General features: G+C 66.2%; 20 protein-coding genes. 10 read left to right on the top strand and 10 right to left on the bottom strand.

What is annotated here, in order from left to right; translation table 11 throughout:
• Positions 1–14: 14 nt before the first annotated feature.
• Complete coding sequence (locus ABMY26_RS33755) at positions 15–686, top strand: hypothetical protein (protein ID WP_372399816.1); 672 nt, start codon at positions 15–17, stop codon at positions 684–686.
• Here ABMY26_RS33755 and ABMY26_RS33750 read toward each other — a convergent pair.
• The 3 genes from ABMY26_RS33750 to ABMY26_RS33740 form a co-directional block, all read right to left on the bottom strand.
• On the bottom strand, positions 598–2,355 hold the full coding sequence (locus ABMY26_RS33750) for a class I SAM-dependent methyltransferase (RefSeq protein WP_372399815.1): 1,758 nt from the start codon (positions 2,353–2,355) through the stop codon (positions 598–600). The genes ABMY26_RS33755 and ABMY26_RS33750 overlap by 89 nt on opposite strands.
• Before the next feature lie 65 nt (positions 2,356–2,420).
• Positions 2,421–3,350, bottom strand: a complete 930-nt coding sequence (locus ABMY26_RS33745) for an HNH endonuclease (protein ID WP_372399814.1) — start codon at positions 3,348–3,350, stop codon at positions 2,421–2,423.
• A 201-nt stretch (positions 3,351–3,551) separates the two neighbouring features.
• Positions 3,552–4,409 (bottom strand): LysR family transcriptional regulator, encoded by an 858-nt coding sequence (locus ABMY26_RS33740; protein WP_372399813.1) that lies wholly within the window; start codon positions 4,407–4,409, stop codon positions 3,552–3,554.
• A 94-nt stretch (positions 4,410–4,503) separates the two neighbouring features.
• On the opposite strand from ABMY26_RS33740, the gene ABMY26_RS33735 reads away from it, so the two are divergent.
• The gene (locus ABMY26_RS33735) at positions 4,504–4,884 is read left to right on the top strand and encodes a tautomerase family protein (RefSeq protein ID WP_372399812.1); all 381 of its coding nucleotides are present in this window, start codon (positions 4,504–4,506) and stop codon (positions 4,882–4,884) included.
• Positions 4,885–5,138: 254 nt separating this feature from the next.
• On the opposite strand, the gene ABMY26_RS33730 is transcribed toward ABMY26_RS33735, so the two are convergent.
• Positions 5,139–5,351, bottom strand: a complete 213-nt coding sequence (locus ABMY26_RS33730) for a DUF4287 domain-containing protein (RefSeq protein WP_109096119.1) — start codon at positions 5,349–5,351, stop codon at positions 5,139–5,141.
• 353 nt (positions 5,352–5,704) lie between these two features.
• Between ABMY26_RS33730 and ABMY26_RS33725 the strand changes: the two genes are divergently transcribed.
• Positions 5,705–6,574 carry an alpha/beta fold hydrolase gene (locus ABMY26_RS33725; RefSeq protein ID WP_372399811.1) on the top strand — a complete coding sequence of 290 codons (870 nt, stop codon included), beginning with the start codon at positions 5,705–5,707 and terminating at the stop codon, positions 6,572–6,574.
• A 318-nt stretch (positions 6,575–6,892) separates the two neighbouring features.
• Here ABMY26_RS33725 and ABMY26_RS33720 read toward each other — a convergent pair whose 3' ends face one another.
• Positions 6,893–7,096: a hypothetical protein gene (locus ABMY26_RS33720; RefSeq protein WP_372399810.1), complete on the bottom strand. Its 204-nt coding sequence runs from the start codon at positions 7,094–7,096 to the stop codon at positions 6,893–6,895.
• Positions 7,097–7,258: 162 nt separating this feature from the next.
• Here ABMY26_RS33720 and ABMY26_RS33715 point away from each other — a divergent pair, with 162 nt between their 5' ends.
• The gene (locus ABMY26_RS33715; RefSeq protein ID WP_372399809.1) at positions 7,259–7,714 is read left to right on the top strand and encodes a thermonuclease family protein; all 456 of its coding nucleotides are present in this window, start codon (positions 7,259–7,261) and stop codon (positions 7,712–7,714) included.
• Positions 7,715–7,727: 13 nt separating this feature from the next.
• Here ABMY26_RS33715 and ABMY26_RS33710 read toward each other — a convergent pair whose 3' ends face one another.
• A complete protein-coding gene (locus tag ABMY26_RS33710; protein WP_372399808.1) occupies positions 7,728–8,201 on the bottom strand; it encodes an Lrp/AsnC family transcriptional regulator in 474 nt (157 codons plus the stop codon).
• 294 nt (positions 8,202–8,495) lie between these two features.
• On the opposite strand from ABMY26_RS33710, the gene ABMY26_RS33705 reads away from it, so the two are divergent.
• The 6 genes from ABMY26_RS33705 to ABMY26_RS33680 all read left to right on the top strand — a co-directional run bounded on the left by ABMY26_RS33705 (position 8,496) and on the right by ABMY26_RS33680 (position 15,109).
• The gene (locus tag ABMY26_RS33705; protein WP_372399807.1) at positions 8,496–9,428 is read left to right on the top strand and encodes a hypothetical protein; all 933 of its coding nucleotides are present in this window, start codon (positions 8,496–8,498) and stop codon (positions 9,426–9,428) included.
• A gap of 7 nt (positions 9,429–9,435) precedes the next feature.
• Positions 9,436–10,503: a cysteine synthase family protein gene (locus ABMY26_RS33700; RefSeq protein WP_372399806.1), complete on the top strand. Its 1,068-nt coding sequence runs from the start codon at positions 9,436–9,438 to the stop codon at positions 10,501–10,503.
• A complete protein-coding gene (locus ABMY26_RS33695) occupies positions 10,503–11,729 on the top strand; it encodes an ATP-grasp domain-containing protein (RefSeq protein ID WP_372399805.1) in 1,227 nt (408 codons plus the stop codon). Before ABMY26_RS33700 ends, ABMY26_RS33695 begins: the two co-directional genes overlap by 1 nt.
• Before the next feature lie 27 nt (positions 11,730–11,756).
• On the top strand, positions 11,757–12,686 hold the full coding sequence (locus ABMY26_RS33690; protein ID WP_372399804.1) for a DMT family transporter: 930 nt from the start codon (positions 11,757–11,759) through the stop codon (positions 12,684–12,686).
• 66 nt (positions 12,687–12,752) lie between these two features.
• On the top strand, positions 12,753–14,294 hold the full coding sequence (gene argH, locus ABMY26_RS33685; RefSeq protein WP_372399803.1) for an argininosuccinate lyase: 1,542 nt from the start codon (positions 12,753–12,755) through the stop codon (positions 14,292–14,294).
• Between the two features lie 101 nt (positions 14,295–14,395).
• A complete protein-coding gene (locus ABMY26_RS33680; protein WP_372399802.1) occupies positions 14,396–15,109 on the top strand; it encodes a JAB domain-containing protein in 714 nt (237 codons plus the stop codon).
• On the opposite strand, the gene ABMY26_RS33675 is transcribed toward ABMY26_RS33680, so the two are convergent.
• The 4 genes from ABMY26_RS33675 to ABMY26_RS33660 form a co-directional block, all read right to left on the bottom strand.
• Positions 15,106–15,579 (bottom strand): helix-turn-helix domain-containing protein, encoded by a 474-nt coding sequence (locus ABMY26_RS33675; protein ID WP_372400518.1) that lies wholly within the window; start codon positions 15,577–15,579, stop codon positions 15,106–15,108. The two genes, ABMY26_RS33680 and ABMY26_RS33675, sit on opposite strands and share 4 nt — an antisense overlap.
• A gap of 180 nt (positions 15,580–15,759) precedes the next feature.
• Entirely contained in the window at positions 15,760–16,008 is a 249-nt protein-coding gene (locus ABMY26_RS33670) for a hypothetical protein (RefSeq protein ID WP_372399801.1), read from the bottom strand.
• Entirely contained in the window at positions 16,005–16,754 is a 750-nt protein-coding gene (locus ABMY26_RS33665) for a DNA/RNA non-specific endonuclease (RefSeq protein ID WP_372399800.1), read from the bottom strand. Before ABMY26_RS33665 ends, ABMY26_RS33670 begins: the two co-directional genes overlap by 4 nt.
• Positions 16,755–17,001: 247 nt before the next feature.
• The gene (locus tag ABMY26_RS33660; protein ID WP_372399799.1) at positions 17,002–17,280 is read right to left on the bottom strand and encodes a hypothetical protein; all 279 of its coding nucleotides are present in this window, start codon (positions 17,278–17,280) and stop codon (positions 17,002–17,004) included.
• Positions 17,281–17,318 lie beyond the last annotated feature (38 nt).

The raw sequence follows: 17,318 nt of genomic DNA, 5'->3' as shown, positions 1-17,318 counted from the left end.
GGATGGAGATGGCGATGAACGGCCTGAACGAGATCATGGAGTGGGTGGCGAGCCGGTCGAGAGGGCATGCGACAGGCGCCTTGGCCTTCAGCGCCATCGAGGCCATCGGTGAGGTTGGCCTGCTCTCGCTGCATCCCCGACACGCCGACCCGCTCGTGCAAGACACCGTCTACCATCTGGCCGCAAGCGGCCATCTCCCTGACGAGCGGAGGGCATCCAGGGTCGTGGCAGCGGTCGTGAGGTGGATGGAAGGCAGCAGGCGATTTCCCTGGGGCGACGATCCGACCCGATACCTTGATGACTGGAAGGCTTCCTCTGCGCTCCGGGCGCTGGCCGCGGAGTTGCCAGGCACAGGGCTGATGGCCGAGGAGGTGTACGGCGTCTTGGAAAGTGGGACCTGCTGGCTGGCCTATCAGGCAGTGAGGTCGGATACGACGCTCTGGTCCGTCCTGTCCCAGGATGCGACAGACGCAATCTCCTTCGACGCCGCTCGCCATCTCGCCTCCGCCGGGAGCGGCATGTCCCCGAAGCAGCGCATGAACGCCTTGATGCTGCTTTCGAGCCTCAATCCGAAGATTCTCCCCCTAGCGGACTCCGTCAGGCAGGAAACGACGCTGGCGGTTCCTCGACGCCCTGCCGAGGAGTCAGCTGGCCATTCCACTCCGGCAGCTGCTGTGTCGCCCTGAGCATCAACCGCTTCGCGGCTACGGCCTCCAGGACTGGCCCCGAGCGAACCACGCCATCAAGTACCGCTTCTACCGGCAACGACGCGGCCGCTTCCCGACCGAACCGGCGCGCCAGGACATCGCCGTCCCGAAGATATGCCCGCTCCCACCAGTCCGTAATCCGGTCGCCGCACCGGTCCAGCAGATCGGCCGTGATGAGACGATCCGCCTTTCGGTGTCTGTTCACGCGGGCGTCGGCAGGCATCAGATTCCACAGGTCGGCATTGGGCCATGCGGAGAACGGCAGGCAATGGTCGATGTCCAGACCCTCCTGGCGCAGCTTCCGGCCGGTCCACACGCAGTAGACCGGCTGCCCGGCATCGAACATGGCGGCGGTGAGGCGCCGGACCTCGGCCGTGCCGCGCTGGGGATCGAGCCAAGCGAGAGCCTCGGCGATATGGCCTTCAGCCACGGAGCGACCTTGACGGGCAAGGTACTGCTGCATCAGCCGAGTCCACTCCATGGTGAGCGCAGGCTCGATCCAAGTGTTCAGGCGCGTCAAGGCGAACCAGACGTTCAGCGGAATCCGGAAGTCGCCAACCGACCACAGATAGGGCGCGTCCAGCACCAGCCGTTCACCGATACGCGGGCCGCGCCGGGTCACGGCTCCGAACACTTGGCGGTCGCTGCCTGGGAAAGTGATGTAATGCGCGGGCATCTCGGCAATCGTTCTCGCCGCATCCCTGATGGCTCCGGCCAGCGCCTGGCCAGCGTCGCCCAGGAACTCTGCGCCGACCCGGAGTTCGGGCGGTGCGGTGCCAGCGAGCCGTCGGAAGGGTTCCTTGACGAAGCCCAGCCCGCCCCCGCTCCGGCTGGTCGGCGTCTGCGGCAGGTCAGCCGCGACCAGCGGCAGGAACATCCTGATCCAATAGAGGGCGATAAGCCCAAGCGGGAGAACCACACCATCATCGCCATCGGCCATGGCAAGGCCGGGGGAGGCATCCGCGGCCCGTGCGACGACGCGCAGCAGGGCCAGCTTGTAGCTGCTGGATTTCGCATCATTGAGGACGATGTGCCGAATCAACGGCAATGCCCCGGTGCCGTCATCCGCCAACTGGACAACGACGGTTTCCCAGCTGACGTCCGACCGGCCGAGGCGGTCTGGCGTCTTGATGACCTGGCTGACCATTGCGCCATGCTCGGCCGCGAGACGCTCGATCTCGGCGCGGCTGACGGGGAGCATCGGGCGCTCCGGATCGCTCGGCCCATGCCGCAAGCTGACGATCATGCGGCCGCCTGGTTTCAACAGCGTCACCAGCTTCCGGAAGGCACGCCGCCGGTCGGCCGGGGGAATGTGCATCCACACGGCGGCCAGCAGGATGAGATCGAACACCATGCCGGTGCGGTGGACCCGCTCCAGGCCGGGCAACCGATCATCCATCCACTGGATCCCGGTTGCCGTGTGCCTGCGGGCGGCCTCCTCACGCATGCCCGCGGCGGGCTCGACGGCGACGACGGAATGACCACGACCTGCCAGCCAAGCAGCGTCTCGGCCCGATCCGGCACCGACGTCCAGCACGGCCGAGGGCTCGGACGGCATCAGGTCGAGGACGTCGGCGTAGAGTTCCTCGAAGGCAATGGTCTCGTACTGGGCGACGAACTCCTGGGCGCGGCGGTCGTAGGTCGCCACGGTGCCTGCGGTGGACGAGGCGGAACCTGTGTTTGGCTGCGTGTCTGGGACCATCGGGTGTGACCTCAGGCGGCCTTCTTGAACCGCTCGAACCGGACTGCGAGCCGGTCAGGATCGGGCTTCATCAGGTCCTCGCGCGGCATCCGGATCAGCTGTCCCTTCAACGCCTTCAAACCGAGCTCCAGCATCGGCCCGTCATGCTGCTCGAGCAGGCGTTCGGAGATGTGGATGCGGTGGTCGGGGTCGATGCCAATCAGATCCGCATCGTAGGCGGCATGGTGCAGCTTGCTCATGCAGATGCCATTGCGGATGTCCGGCTGCCCACGCTCGACGTCGCCGTCAGGAATGATGTGGGCGGCGTCCACCAACCGTACCTCGGGCAAGCCGGTCAGCGCACACCGACCGCCATAGGCCGCGACTACGCGCTCGCGGAACGCCGACTGATGCAGCCGCTGTTTGACCTGCCTCAGCGCGTACCGGCGTTCGTCCGGATTTGGCGGCGTCCAGAGGGTGGCGGTGTCCGCGAGAGGCTTGGGGGCGAGCTTCACGGACAGCGATCGAGGATCCCACTCCACGACGTAAGACGGAAAGATCGGCTCGTATATCGCTGGGGCGACGCCAAAGAAGTAGATGATCGGCAGTTGCCTGTCCCTGGCGTCGCGAAGAAGCCTGTTTTGCCTGCTGTCGGGATCGGTGCCGTTGAAGGCATAAGACAACCCGTCCGCCGCCATCGCCAACTTAGCTTCGGATTCAAGCTGGTCATGGTACCAGGCCCGCCGCCCGGCGCGCGGGACCACAGTTGTAACGCTCAGCACGCCTGTCATCGAAGCCGGTTTGAAGATTCCCTCGGCCTTCGTAGCGAAATGAATTCGCGCACCCTCGTGGACGAAGCCCTCGTTGACCACACTCCATGGCAACGAACCGCCATGCAGCTGCACCAACAGCCTCAGGCGCTCGAAGGCTGCAAGCCGGAAAGAGGCGTCGGGATCGTTCATCGGTCCATGGGCGTCAGTTCAGACGTCGAAGGGTAGCAGCTTCCTCGCCGCCGTACAGGCGGATTGTACTCTCTCGAGAGGGCTCCCGCGTCGGATGTGAACCGCTCCCACATCAGCGATGTATCGCAGCCCATGGCTGACCGTATGACCGAACGCTTGGCTGGCCTTTTCAACGGAACGTGCGCTGCTGTAAGGAGCCCATCAGCCTCGAACAGCGCTCTTGAAGGCTGCCGACAGGGCAGCGAGCGCGGCACGCGGTTGTCCATCTCTGACCCTGGTGTGCAGGATCACGGGCAGGCGCGGCAAGGCCGGAAGCCCCAGCCGCGGGCCGACATTGACGGCGCCGAACGGTACCATGCGCGGCGACAATGCCGCGATGCCGAGTCCGGCCATGACGGCTGCCGCCACTGCGGTCACGCCGCCACCGACGAAAATCTCCGTCCACGGCATGCCTGCGGCGTCGAGGAGTTGTCCCGCCAACGCCCGCACTCCACAAGGTTCGGCCATCGTGGCAATCGGCAACGGTTCGTCCGCCCGGTGCTGCCAGCTTGGCGCCGCGAACCAGCCGAACTGCTCCTCGGTAATGAGCTCCCCGTCGTTGCGCTCCGCATGCAAGCGGACGATCACCGTGTCGAGTTCCCGACGGTCGAAACTCTGGAGCAGGTCACCCGATGACCCAATCCGGATCTCGATCACCAACTGCGGATCCTGTGCGTTCATCCGGGCGATCAGCGCGGGGAGCTCCGGTCCCGCCACATGGTCACTGATGCCGATGGCGATGCGCTGGCGTTCCCGCGTCAGCGAGGCAAGCGCACGATCATGCGCCTCCAGCAAGTCGCGGGCATGATCAAGGAAGGCGGCGCCGCGTGCCGACAACTGCACATAGCGAGGCGTCCGCTCGAACAGGCGGCAGCCGAGCCGCTCTTCGAGGCGCTTCAGCTTCAAGCTAACCGCGGCCTGCGTCGTCCCGGTGGCCTCGGCCGCGCGCGTGAAGCTCTCCAGTTCGGCGATGCGTACGAAAGCCCGCACCGCATCAAGGTCGAGAGGCGGCCCAATCATTTCGGAACGTTATCTCAGATATTGAAACTCATAGCATATGAAAATGACTGACCCATGGCTATTGTCAAGGCGGACATAACGGAAAGAACTTACAATGCCGCTCGTTCACATCTCGCTGCGCGCTGGAAAACCGGAAGCGTATCGGCAGGCAATCTTCGATGGTCTGTACCGCGCAATGCACGAGACCTTCAACGTACCCGAAGACGATCAGTTCATGACCATCACCGATCATGACGCCGCAAACTTCCGCTATAGCGCATCTTATCTTGGGGTCGACCGAGGCGAAGACCTCGTTTACATCCAGATCACCGCGAACAACACTCGGACCGTGGAGCAGAAGAAGGCGCTGTTCCAGCGGATTATGGAACTGCTCGGCGAGGACCCCGGCATCCGGCCACAGGATGTGTTCGTGAACATCGTCGAAGTGGCAAAGGAGAATTGGTCGCTCGGGAACGGCGTCGCGCAATATGCTTGAAGCAGCGAACCTGTTCCCATCACAAGGCTGATAAAATCGAGCGCTTCGAAGACGGCCGCATCCCTGCCGGTAGCGGCGGCTAATCCTGCCCGAGGTGGCCAAATGTCGGGCGGCTGCCGTAGGCGATGCGAAGTGCCATCGGTCGAGGCCATCAAGCCCGGGTTGGCCTCCACACTCGATCCCTGGACAGTGGTCGCTCCCCTCAGACGACGAACGGCTTCAGCACGGATGATGGACCACAACCGGGCGGGCTCTTACCCCTTATCTGCGGCTAGAGTGTGCGCGACCACCGCATTCGCGTGGCCATGCCCCATCCCATGGTCATTCTTCAACATGGCAACCAGTTCCATGTGCTTTGCCGGAAGGTGCTTTCGGACAATGTCCTGCCACTCGGCAATGGGCCGACCATACTTTTTCTCGATGGATGGAAAGTAAGACGCAGGTCCTTTTATCGGTTCGTCCGCCACCGCATCACATCCTTGAAGCCCCGGAGTCCCATAACATCTTGGCTGCCCACCCCCTGATCCGCAAGAGCGGTCTGAAAGCTCCTGGTTAGCTGGAGATCGATTGCGGCTGCGCTTGGCCGCTCACTGATAAGCCGCTGGGCCGAGGAAAATAGACCGGGACGGATCGCCCTCGCCCTCCTCTCGGCCATAGACATCCTGTTCACCGCAAACCACTCACCGGGTTTCGAGGAACCTGTCCACCTGGACGTATTGGCTGCTCGCTAGTCAGTCCCAAACCGGAACGGGCCAGCTTGGTGCTTGTTCTGGGAAACAGCATCCTTTGACCCCCACGCTGTTTGCCATCGGAGACGTCGATGTTCGAAGGCTTCCGTCTCGAGATGGTGGATCTGCCGGAGGCGACCTTACGGGTGCGCCATGGTGGGAACGGCCCGCCTGTGCTGCTTCTCCATGGACATCCCCGCACCCATGCCACATGGCACCGCGTCGCCCCTCTGCTTGCGGCGAATCACACCGTCGTCTGCCCGGATCTTCGTGGCTTCGGCCAGTCGTCGAAGCCCGCCGATACGCCGGATCATGAAGGATCATCCAAGCGTGCCAAGGCCCGTGACTGCGTCGCGCTGATGCGTCATCTCGGCTTCGACCGCTTCGCCATCGTCGGGCATGACCGGGGTTCCTACACGGCCTTCCGCACGGCGATGGACCGTCCCCAGGCGATCACGCATCTGGCGGTGCTGGATGGCGTGCCCATCGCCGAGGCACTGGGACGTTGCGATGCCCGCTTCGCCCAGGCCTGGTGGCACTGGTTCTTCTACGGCCAGCCAGACAAGCCGGAGCGGGCGATCCTTGCCGATCCGGACACTTGGTACGGCGGCTCGCCTGACGTGATGGGGGCCGAAGCCTATGCCGACTACCGGGCGGCCATCCACGACCCGGAAACGATCCACGGCATGATGGAGGACTACCGCGCAGGCCTCGGCATCGACCGGGAGCATGACGAAGCGGATCGGCAGGCGGGGCGGACCCTCGCCTGCCCGACGCTCGCCTTATGGTCGCTGCGCGATGACCTCGAAGCGCTCTATGGCGATGTCCTCTCGGTCTGGCGGCCGTGGGCGCCAGATCTGCGTGGTCGAGGCCTGGACTGCGGGCACCATATGGCCGAGGAGGCGCCGGAGGACCTTGCCCGGGAACTCCTGGCATTCCTGGCTACGGAAAGTGGACCATGAGTTGACAGGTTCGACCGAGGACGACGCAACCCACCTTGTCAGGCCCAAGCAGCTGATGAGTTGCGCCTCGATAGACCGCCAACAAGGCACTCAGGCAGTTTGGCGTCGGATAAAGCGCCTGGGAGTCCAATGGAACACAACGAAGCGGTCGGAACCCGGTGGCCTTGGCGCAAACTCCCAGGGAAAACGGCGAAAATCTGCGTTTTTGAGCGCATTTAGGTCGAATGCATACAGGCATACTCACACAATCCATCACCCAGCCCCCGTCGTTTTGCATGCCGAGGGGGCTTTGACACGATAGATGGTTCACGTATCTGCCTAGCCGTCCTTCGCCTCATGGTGCCGCGCCGGTGAATCGGCGGGAAGGGTGCGCCAAGAGGCGATGGCCCTGACCGCCTGCAAGGCGCTGGCGTTGTCAGCGATGTGGACGTGGCGGCGCAGTTCCGCTACGGCGGGCCATTCACCCTGCTCATGGAAGGCCCGCTGCACGGCTTCCGCCATCTCCTTGCTCACGACGAACACCAGCAGACCCCGCGAAAATGCACGTCTGGACAATGAACAGGCCCCGGCAGCCAAGCAAGCGACCTTTCGTCGGGCGCTTGGCGGGAAGGGGAAATTCCTGCATGACGAAGACGTGGCTGTTCGGTAGCATTAAGCATCAGCCGTTCCCTCATGAGTAGGCGCATGAACCTGCCATCCGCAGCGCTCCGCGGATTTCACCGGATGGCCCTGGTGGCCCTGCTGATGCCCTTGGGCGGTCATGGAGCCATGGCCGCGGAGGTCTCCGTAGTCGCCGGAGACCGGATCGAAGTGCAAGGAAGGGAAATCCATCTCTGGGGTGTCCGGGCACCGGAGGCCGATGCCCTGTGCAATGGGAATGGCCAAGGGGAGCCGTGCGCCAGGGTGTCCCACCGCCTGCTCGAGACATTGATCGGCAAGGACGAGGTCATCTGCATCGTGAAGGATGGCAGGCCGGACAAGCCGGTCAGCGCCCAATGCTCGGTCGATGGCGCCGACCTCGGCCACCTGATGATCACCTCGGGATGGGCGACGGACGACCGGGCCGAGAGCGCCGGGTTCTACGAACTCCAGGAACAGGCCGCGCGGGCCGAACGGGTAGGGATGTGGAAGTACCGGTGAGGCCAGCACTCGGTCAGCCGTCGATTGGGATCCTGGTCTCGTACTTGACCCGGCTGATCACCGTCAGGGTGATGAACCGCTTGACCAACGGGCTGGCATAGAGCGTTGCCCGGGCGAATTTCTCGAACTCACTCATGTTCCTGACGCAGACCACCAGCACATAGTCGGTAGACCCGGTGACCAGATAGCACTGCATCACGCACTCCTGGGCGTGGATGGTCTTCTCGAAGGCATCCATCAGCACCCGGTCGTCGCCCTTGAGCTCGACGGTCACGATCAGCTGGATGTGGCTGCCGAGCTTGCTGGGATCGACGATCGCGACATCCTTGGCGATCACCCCGGCCTCGCGCAACCGGCGGACCCGGCGCAGACAGGTCGGCGGCGACACCGCAACCGCGTCGGCGAGCTCCAGATTGGTGATCTGGCTGTTCCCCTGAAGCAGGTTGATGATCTTCCGGTCGATTTGGTCGATTTCGATGTCAGGCATGGGGCGACTGCTCGTTTAAGGCGATTTCACACTTATGAGTGTCGCGCCCTGCGCCGTCAATTTTTCCATCGTGACAAACCGGGTGGCAGAATTAGAAATTTCATACCGTCCAGATGGCGCTACAGTCTGCTCATCACGACGCAATGAACTGCGCCGCGGCGCAAACAGCTTCCCAATAATAAACGATTATCCCCGTTAGGCCGGGGACACCCACCTAAACACTAACAATAGAAACTGACTCATTCAGCGAAGAGGATTCGAATGCCCGGAGATGTGATCTCTCGGTTTGCCTCCGTGCGCCTTGGCACCAGGGGAAATCAGCGAAAAGAGCACGGTTTCGGCCACGTCAACGGCCATCACGGCGAGATCCTCCAGGGGGTCTTCCCGGACGATGCAGGCCGCCTGCACCGCGGTCTCGTCACGCTCCCGTGCAACATCGTTTCATCCACCGCCGTCTTCCGCCCGGCACCGGGAAATCTGGTCACCGTCCCGGACGACAAGCTCAAGGCGGCCGAGGCCGCGCGGCTGACGCTGGACAGCCTGGGCCTGCATGACCAGGGCGGTCACCTGACGGTGGAGAGCACCATCCCCGTCGGCCTCGGCATGGGATCCTCGACCGCCGACGTGGTGGCCGCCATCCGCGCCGTCGCCGACGCCCACGGCGCGGCCCTCGGCGCCGACAAGGTAGCCCGGCTGGCGGTTCGAGCGGAGACGGCCAGCGACAGCATCATGCATGGAGACCTCGCCGTGCTCTTCGCCCAGCGCGAGGGCATTGTGCTGGAGCATCTCGGCCCTGCCCTGCCGCCGCTGGAGGTCCTCAGCGTCAACACGGCTCCCGGCGCCCTTGTGGACACCGTGAAGGAGCCTCCGGCCGACTACGACGAGTGGGAGGTCCAGGCCTTCCGGCCACTGCGCGGCATGCTGCGGCGGGCAATCCGCACCGGCGACGCGGCTCTGCTCGGCCGGGTTGCCACGGCCAGCGCTCGCATCTCCCAGCGCCATCTGCCAAAGCCCGCCTTCGAGGAGATCAACGCCATCGCGGCCTCCGCCGGGGCGCTCGGCATCCAGGTCGCCCACAGCGGCACCGTCGTCGGCCTGCTCTTCGACCCCCGCAACCCGGCCACGGTCCGCCGGGTCGCCGAAGCGGCCACCCGCCTCGACACCCTTGGTCTGCCCCCCGCTCTCCATTTCCGCACCGATGTCGCCGAGGTCCGCCATGTCGCTTGAGATGACGATGTCCCAGCCCCTGTCCCGCGAGTCCCGCGGCTTTCCCGACTATGAACTCCCCCGCTTGGTGCGGCTGACGGACAACCTGCACGGCGCCGCCTTCTTCCTGATGAAGCTGCTTCCGGCCCGGCACATGCTGGACCGTGCGGCGGCCGACGGCCGCCTGAAACCCGGCGGCACCATCTGCGAGACGACGTCGGGGACCTTCGGGCTGGCACTCGCCATGCTGGCAGCGGTGCGCGGCTACCGCCTGATCCTGGTCAGCGACCCGGCCATTGACGAGCACCTGCACAAGCGCCTGCTGGAACTGGGCGTTACGCTGGAGATCGTCGAGAAGCCTTATGAGATCGGCGGCTTCCAGACCGCCCGCCTCGACCGGCTGCGCGCCGCGCTGGAGGCCAACCCGGGCAGCTTCTGCCCCTCGCAGTACGGCAACGCCGACAACCCGCGCGCTTATGCCGAAGTCGCCGAGCAGATCGCCGAGCGCCTCGGACACGTCGACTGCCTGGTTGGCACCGTCGGGTCCGGCGGCTCGATGTCGGGCATTGCCCGCTTCCTGCGTCACCTCAACCCGGATCTCCACGTCATCGGCGTCGACACTCCCAACAGCGTCGTCTTCGGCCAGCCCGACGGCAAGCGGCTGTTGCGCGGCCTCGGCAACAGCCTGGTGCCGCCAAACGTCGACCACCGCCAGTTCGACGAGGTCCACTGGGTGGGGGCAGCCGAGGCGTTCCTGGCCACCCGCCGCCTGCACCAGCACCATGCGCTCTATCAGGGTGGCACCAGCGGAGCAGCATACCTGGTGGCCGACTGGTGGGCGCGCACCCATCCCGACCGCAAGGTGGTGACGCTGTTCCCCGACGAAGGCCACCGCTACGTCACCACCATCTACAATGACGACTGGCTCACCACGCTGCCGGGCTGGACCGGCATGCTGCCCGAGGCCCCACAGCCGGTGGCGCATCCCAGCGACGTCCGGCCTAGCTGGAGCAGCTACCACTGGGACCGCCGGACGCTGGACGAGGTGCTGGCGGCGTCCGACCCGGCGGCGCGCGAGCTCGCGGAGGCCGCGTGATGCCGCGTCTCCTGCTATTCATCGAGAGCAATACGTCCGGCACCGGCCGCTTGTTCGTCCAAACTGCCCGTGCCCTCGGCTTCGAGCCGGTGCTGATCAGCCGCCAGCCCGGCCGCTATCCTTATGTCGCCGAGGACGCCGTCCGCAGCATCGAGGCCAATACCGCCGACTTGAACGTCATGCGCTCGCTTGTGCGGCAACTGGCGCACAGCGAGGGGGTGGCCGGGATCACCTCCAGTTCGGAGTATTTCATCGCCACCGCCGCTCGCCTGGCCGCCGAACTCAGCCTGCCGGGGCCGGATGCTGACGCAGTGGCCGCCTGCCGCAACAAGGCGACCCAGCGCCGCCGCCTGGACGAAGCCGGTATCGACCGCGTGCGCCATGCCGAGGTCACTGAGGCCGCCGATGCCGTCCAGGTCGCCATCGGCATCGGATTGCCCGTTGTCCTGAAACCGGTGGCCGGATCGGGCAGTGTCGGCGTCCGGCTCTGCGCCACGATGGCCGAGGTGGCGGCCCACGCCAGAGTGCTGCTCACCGACCCGACCTGTGGCGCACTGCTGGTCGAGGAGGTCGTCCGGGGTGACGAGTATTCGGTGGAGCTCTTCCACGACACCGTCATCGGCGTGACCCGCAAGCACCTGGGCGCCCTGCCACACTTCGTCGAGATGGGCCACGATTTCCCGGCGCCTCTCGCCTCGACAGAGGCAGATCGGATCGCGGGCTTCGCGCTGGCCGCGACGCGGGCGCTCGGCCTCACCTGGGGGCCACTGCATGTCGAGCTTCGCCTCGCCGAGGACGGCCCCCACCTGATGGAGGTCAACCCTCGGCTGGCCGGGGGATTTATCCCCGAGCTTGTCCGCCAAGCCACCGGCATCGACCTCATTCGGGCAACCGTCGAACTGGCCGTCGCCCGGACGCCGGTGGTGACGCCGACCCGGCAGGACCATGCGGCGATCCGCTTCCTCACGCCCCCCGACGACGGGCTGTGGTTCGCCACCGAGGGTCTGGAGGCCGCGCGTGGTGCGCCCTTCCTGCGCGACCTGCGGCTCTACCGTTCATCCCCGCTGCTGATCGCCCGCCGCGGCGATTTCCAGGACCGCCTCGGCCACGCGCTCACCAGCGCCCCCACCCTGGAGGGCGCAGTAGCCGCCGCCGAACTGGCGCGCCGCGCCATCCGCTTCCGTGTCGCGACGGACGGCACCGGATCCCTTGCCACCGTCGCCTGACCGGAACAGCAGCAGGAGCCCCCTTCCATGTCCTCAACCTCCATTGCGGCTGCCGGACCGTCGCGCGCCGGGGCGAACCCGGCGCTGCTCTCCCTGCTGGCGGGCGCGCTCGCCATCGCGCTCGCCCCCATCCTGGTCAGGGTCAGCGAACTGGAGCCGATCGCCACCGCCTTCTACCGGCTGGTCATCGCGCTGCCCTTCTTCTGGCTCGGCATGCTCGCCGAACGGAAGGCCCCCCGGTCCGCCAGCGCGCGTGTCACCGCCGCCGACATGGCGCTGATGGGGGTGGCAGGACTGATGCTGGCGGGGGACCTTGCACTCTGGCATCTCAGCATCACCATGACCTCGGTGGCCAAGGCGACGCTGTTCAACAACTGCGCCCCAGTCTTCGTCGCCCTGCTCGGCTGGTTGCTGTTCGGCGAGCGGATCGGCCTCGGCCTGATCGTCGCCCTGGCGGTCTCGCTGTCGGGCATGGCGCTGCTGATTGGCGACGGGCTGTTCGCGTCGGTGGGAAGCACGGCAGAGGGGCAATGGCAGGGTGACGCCATCGCTGTCAGCACAGCTGCCTTCTACGCGGTCTATTTGATGGCGGTGAAGCGTCTGCGGGCCCGCCATTCGACCAGCGTCATCATGGCGGGATCGAGCGCTGCCGCCGCCCTGGTGCTGGCGGTGGCCGCCTGGATTGAGGGCGGCCCGCTGCTGCCCGCAACCGCCTGGGGCTGGGCCGTGGTGCTGGCGCTGGGCGTTGCCTGCCATGTCATCGGCCAGGGCCTCATCACCCATGCGTTGGCTCACCTGCCCGTCACCTTCTCGTCCATCGGCCTGCTCATCCAGCCGGTCGCGGCGGCGGCACTGGCCTGGATGCTGTTCGGCGAGGCCCTGGGCCCGCTTCAGTGGCTCGGCGGCGCGCTGGCGCTGGTAGGCATCACGCTGGCCCGCCGGACCTCCAGCCGCTGACCCGGCGACCAGCCACGCTCCGACCAGCCATACACCCGAAACCCCTTCTCACCGGGAGCCACCGTCATGGTGATCAGCAACGCCCAGATCCTGGCCCACCTCGGCGACACCGGCCGGGTGGCTGGGACGCTCAACCCGACGGCCCAGTCCATCCTGTTCGGCGACGTCGCCGACGACGCCATCGACCGTGACCTGCCCTGGATCACCCAAGTGGACCGGGCGCACCTGGTGATGATGGCCGAGACCGGCCTGCTGCCGGTGGCACAGGTCTCGCCCCTGCTGCGGCGCATCGACGAGATGGAAGGATCGGGCTTCGCCGTCCTGCGCGGACGTTCGGCCCCGCGCGGCGTGTACCTGCTCTACGAGACCTATCTCATCGCCGACCTCGGCGAGGGAATCGGCGGCGTCCTCCAGACGGCACGCTCGCGCAACGATCTGGGGGCGACCGTGCTACGCCTGCGGTTGCGCAACGTCGTCGCCGACCTGCTGACCGGCCTGTCCAGGCTCCAGACCACGCTCCTGCGCCGCGCTGAGGCCTGCACGGACGCCGTGTTCCCGATCTACACCCACTACCAGCCCGCCCAGCCGGTGACCCTCGCCCACTATTACGCCGGAGTTGCCGCGGCGCTGGACCGCGACGCCGAGTCCCTGCACTCCGTGCTGACCGATCTCGATCGTTGCCCGCTCGGCGCCGGTGCGGTGGGTGGCACGGGACTTCCAATCGACACCCGACGGACGGCCGCCCTGCTCGGCTTCTCGGCGCCCTGGACGCACTCCATCGACGCCGTGGCCTCGCGCGACGCTGTCCTGCGCCTGCTGGCGGCCCTGGGCATCCTCGGCGTGACGCTCAGCCGCCTTGCCCATGACCTTCAACTGTGGACCACCGGCGAGTTCGGTTTCCTGACGGTGGCCGACGATCTGGTCGGCACCAGTTCGATGATGCCGCAGAAGCGCAATGTCTACATGCTGGAGCACGTCAAGGGCTTGGCGGCCGCGCCCATGGGCGCGCTGACGTCGGCCGCGATGGCGATGCATGCCACCCCCTTCTCCAACTCCATCGCCGTCGGCACCGAAGGCGTCAAGTCGGTGTGGTCTGCGGCCTCGGGAATGCTGGACGCGCTGACGCTGGTCCGGCTGATCGTGGCCGGGGCGGAGCCGAACCAGGGCGCCATGCGCCTCAGGGCGGTGTCCGGCCAGACCAACGCCACCGCGCTGGCCGATTGGCTTGTCCAGGCACATGGTATGCCCTTCCGCCGCGCCCACCATGAGGTCGGAGACATCATCCGCTCGATGATGGTCCAGGGAGTGGTCGATCTGGAGACCGCCGCGCGAGAAGCCCGGCCTGAGTGGTTCCGTGGCACCCGGTCGCCCTTGCTGCGGCCGGTCGACATCGCCGCTGCCCAGGAGCATGGCGGCGGCCCCGGGCGCGAATCCACCGCCAGCGAGATCGAACGGGTGCGGGACTCGCTTCGCAGCCGCCGTGGCGCGCTGGTGGAGCAGCGGCGGCGCTGGCGTCAGGCACGCCGGTCGCTGCGTGGAGCGGTCGACGGCGTCCTCGGCATCGCCGTCCTCGACCGGACGGGCCGCGGCCGCTCCGGCCAATCGTAAGCGGGAACGAGAGGTCGATCATGCCAAGCACGGCCAAGGTTGCGTCAAGGGCGAGGGCCGGGAGACCGGCGGCCGCCAACAGCCCCCGGCCGTTTCCGGTGATGAGGACCCCGAGGGTCGGCGGCAGCCTGGAGGGGATGCCGGACGAAGCCCTGCTGTCCTCATTGCTGGCGATGGCTGCGCCGGATGCCGACGGCGATCTCCTGGCCCTGCGTCTGCTGGCCGGACATGGTTCGCTGGAGACGGCGATTGCCGCGGCATCAGCGGGAAAGCTGCCTGGCGGCATGCCGTGGGACGATCATGCCGCCCTCCGCTTCCGGGCCGTCATCGAACTGGCGGCACGGTTGGTGCGCCCTACGCTGGAGCAACGCCCGCTCCTGTCCTCCCACGAGGATTTGGTGACCTATGCCCGCCTCCGTGCCGCCTGCTCGGCCGTCCAGACGCTGCGCCTGCTGTTCCTCGACCGCCAGCGCCACCTGATCGCAGATGAACTCCACAGGACCGGCTCCGTCGGCGATGTCGCCTTGTATGTTCGCGAGATCATGGGCCGCGCGCTGACCATGGACGCCAGCGGCCTGGTGATCGTCCACAGCTGCCCCGGCGATGAACCGGCGAACCCGGCCAGCGTCAGGGTGTCCTGCGCGGACATACAGAAAGCCGGGAGCTTGCTCGGGGTTGAATTGGTTGAGTACCTGCTCATCGGCAGGCGCTCTTACGTCACCCTGCTGGGCGAACCTGTCGTGAAGCGGCTGGCCCGCCTCGTCGCAGCGGAGCGGGACGGTGCCACGGCGTCGCCCGAAGGCGCCGTTGGCTAGGCATCGGAGGCGGCCAGAAAGGCGTCTGCCGGGGCGTCCGCTGCGGCAACAGCGCGGATCAGGTCCAGCAGTCGTCTGCGCAGGCCTCGGTCCTCGATGCGGTAGTAGGCTCGGACGAGCTCGAGCGTCTCCCGCCTTGCCATCGGATCCGGCTCTCCCGGTGTGCAGAGGTCGGGCTCGAGGATCACGTCCGGCAGATGGCCCTGGTCGGCAAGGCCGTCGAAGAAGAAGGACACAGGCACATCCAGCGCCGCCCCGAACTGCCACAGGCGGGATGCCGAGACCCGGTTGGCTCCCTTCTCGTATTTCTGGATCTGCTGGAACGTCAGGCCGACGGCCTGCCCCAGCACCGTCTGGGTCATGCCGAGAAGCGTACGACGCAGCCGGATGCGGCTTCCGACATACCGGTCGACCGCTGTGGTTGCTTCAATCTCGCCCTTGGCTTGGGTTTCATCCCTTACACGTGCCATGCCGCCATAACCAATCTGTTTACATGAGCGAATTCGGATCTTATACAACCGCTTCGCCCGTGCATCCAATTGTACTTTCCTGGAACCTGGATTGAATCTGCTGGGAAAGGAACGTTGCCATAGCTCATGCTGAGGACCGCACGGATGTGCCGGTGGGCTTTGCCTCCTTCTGCTCACCGATCACTGAAACGGGTTCTCGACCGTATCCGTCGGCTTCGGCGGAGGGATCTGATCGGGAAGGTCGGTCTCGTTCTCCAGGGATTTCACGACAGCAGCCAGCAGGTCACGCAGCTTGCGGGCATGCTCCAGTCCCTTCTTATCGCGCGTGAGATCGATCGACCCATAGAGCGCCACCCGATCGGTGCCGTTCTCGACCTCGATGTCCCCGATCTTCATGGCTCCGGCGTCGTCGGCATAAGGCTTGATCATCGCACCAACTCCTTCAGGAACTTCAGGACGTCGCGTTCAGAGAAACCGGGCTCATCCTTCTGCCGCCCCCGCCCCGGCGCCCGGGGTTCCGGCAGGGCCATCGCCGTCGTCCTGGCTGCGGCCGGGATACCCGGAAAGATCGAGATGCCGGTGACCTCCTCTAGCTGTGCAATGGGGATCCGCTGGTAATCGTTCCCTGGCGCGTTGGGCACGAGATAGGCGGCAGCCTCACGGCGGCGCGGATCGTAGATAGCCTTGAAGACATGGGTCGGCACGAGAACCCGGCCGCCGATGCGCTGGAGATTGGCACCCTGGAAGACGGGGCCGGTCACGACGTAGACCTCGCCGCGGGTGTTGGCGAGATGCCGGGTTGCCCCTTCAATGGCGCTCCATATCCCGCGGTTGCTCTCGCCCACCTGGGGAATCATGTTGGCCAAGCTGAAGCTCTCCTGCTGGGCATTCGGAGTTGGTTCGTTAGCTGATGGAACAAGATGGCCGCGGTCGAATCCAGAGCGCTTATAGTCCGCCAACTCGGCACGCTCGTCCGGCGGCAGCCTGGGTTCGGCATGGAATGCGCTGGCTTCCGGACGCTGGAGGCCCTTGGCGGCCGCGACGCTGTCCCGGGTCAGGTGCTCGACCGCATAGAGCGGGGTGCGCGTCACGCCAGAGTGCAGAACAGCGAACGCCGAGTAGCAAAGCTCCCGGGTCTTTGCTGCCAGCTTCGGGTTGATCAGGTCCGGCGCCATGGCCCCGGCATAGTGGGCCGGACAATCGGTCGGCGCGGCATCGACCGTAACTGGAAGGGCGAACAGAACGAGCGCCGGAAGCGCGCAGGCGACCGCCCATCGGGCAACGGCATGTGGTCCGCGAGGCATGTTTTCTCCATTCCCAAGGCAGGCCAAAGCTACGACAGCTTGCGGACGGATGTCATCATCGCCCGCACGCTGAGCGCGCGGCGGGGCGCGCTGGCTCGCGAGGCCGTCTGGATCTGATTCACCCCGAATCCCGGCCGCATGCGGCAGTCCCGCTACGCGCTGGCGGCGCAGTGCCCCGGCCACCGAGCGCGGCAACGTGCCGCTCTCCAACCTGCGCATCGCGCAGCAGGCGCAGATGGCCTTCCGGTTCAACGAGAGCATCGACGACCGCGACCTCAAGCCCGCCCTGCTGGAGCGGCTGCGCCGGGAACTCGACGATCGCGGCCACGCGGTCCCCGGCGAGCGCGACCTGCGGCGCGCGGTCGACCTGGCAATGGCCCGCCCCGATCTGCTGCACGACGCCTGCCGCGCGTGTCTGGCGCAGGTGGTGGAGAT

The sequence above is a fragment of the Azospirillum sp. HJ39 genome (genome assembly GCF_041507355.1).
In the GTDB taxonomy this organism is placed as follows: domain Bacteria; phylum Pseudomonadota; class Alphaproteobacteria; order Azospirillales; family Azospirillaceae; genus Azospirillum; species Azospirillum thiophilum.
This window is presented reverse-complemented; position numbering and strand designations above follow the sequence as displayed.

Bases quoted from the DNA above. Each gene is read 5' to 3' on its own strand.
- ABMY26_RS33755 (WP_372399816.1), top strand. From the start codon at position 15: ATGAACGGCCTGAACGAGATCATGGAGTGGGTGGCGAGCCGGTCGAGA.
- ABMY26_RS33745 (WP_372399814.1), bottom strand. From the start codon at position 3,350: ATGAACGATCCCGACGCCTCTTTCCGGCTTGCAGCCTTCGAGCGCCTG.
- ABMY26_RS33740 (WP_372399813.1), bottom strand. From the start codon at position 4,409: ATGATTGGGCCGCCTCTCGACCTTGATGCGGTGCGGGCTTTCGTACGC.
- ABMY26_RS33735 (WP_372399812.1), top strand. From the start codon at position 4,504: ATGCCGCTCGTTCACATCTCGCTGCGCGCTGGAAAACCGGAAGCGTAT.
- ABMY26_RS33725 (WP_372399811.1), top strand. From the start codon at position 5,705: ATGTTCGAAGGCTTCCGTCTCGAGATGGTGGATCTGCCGGAGGCGACC.
- ABMY26_RS33715 (WP_372399809.1), top strand. From the start codon at position 7,259: ATGAACCTGCCATCCGCAGCGCTCCGCGGATTTCACCGGATGGCCCTG.
- ABMY26_RS33710 (WP_372399808.1), bottom strand. From the start codon at position 8,201: ATGCCTGACATCGAAATCGACCAAATCGACCGGAAGATCATCAACCTG.
- ABMY26_RS33700 (WP_372399806.1), top strand. From the start codon at position 9,436: ATGTCCCAGCCCCTGTCCCGCGAGTCCCGCGGCTTTCCCGACTATGAA.
- ABMY26_RS33695 (WP_372399805.1), top strand. From the start codon at position 10,503: ATGCCGCGTCTCCTGCTATTCATCGAGAGCAATACGTCCGGCACCGGC.
- ABMY26_RS33690 (WP_372399804.1), top strand. From the start codon at position 11,757: ATGTCCTCAACCTCCATTGCGGCTGCCGGACCGTCGCGCGCCGGGGCG.
- argH (WP_372399803.1), top strand. From the start codon at position 12,753: ATGGTGATCAGCAACGCCCAGATCCTGGCCCACCTCGGCGACACCGGC.
- ABMY26_RS33680 (WP_372399802.1), top strand. From the start codon at position 14,396: ATGAGGACCCCGAGGGTCGGCGGCAGCCTGGAGGGGATGCCGGACGAA.
- ABMY26_RS33675 (WP_372400518.1), bottom strand. From the start codon at position 15,579: ATGGCACGTGTAAGGGATGAAACCCAAGCCAAGGGCGAGATTGAAGCA.
- ABMY26_RS33670 (WP_372399801.1), bottom strand. From the start codon at position 16,008: ATGATCAAGCCTTATGCCGACGACGCCGGAGCCATGAAGATCGGGGAC.
- ABMY26_RS33665 (WP_372399800.1), bottom strand. From the start codon at position 16,754: ATGGCGCCGGACCTGATCAACCCGAAGCTGGCAGCAAAGACCCGGGAG.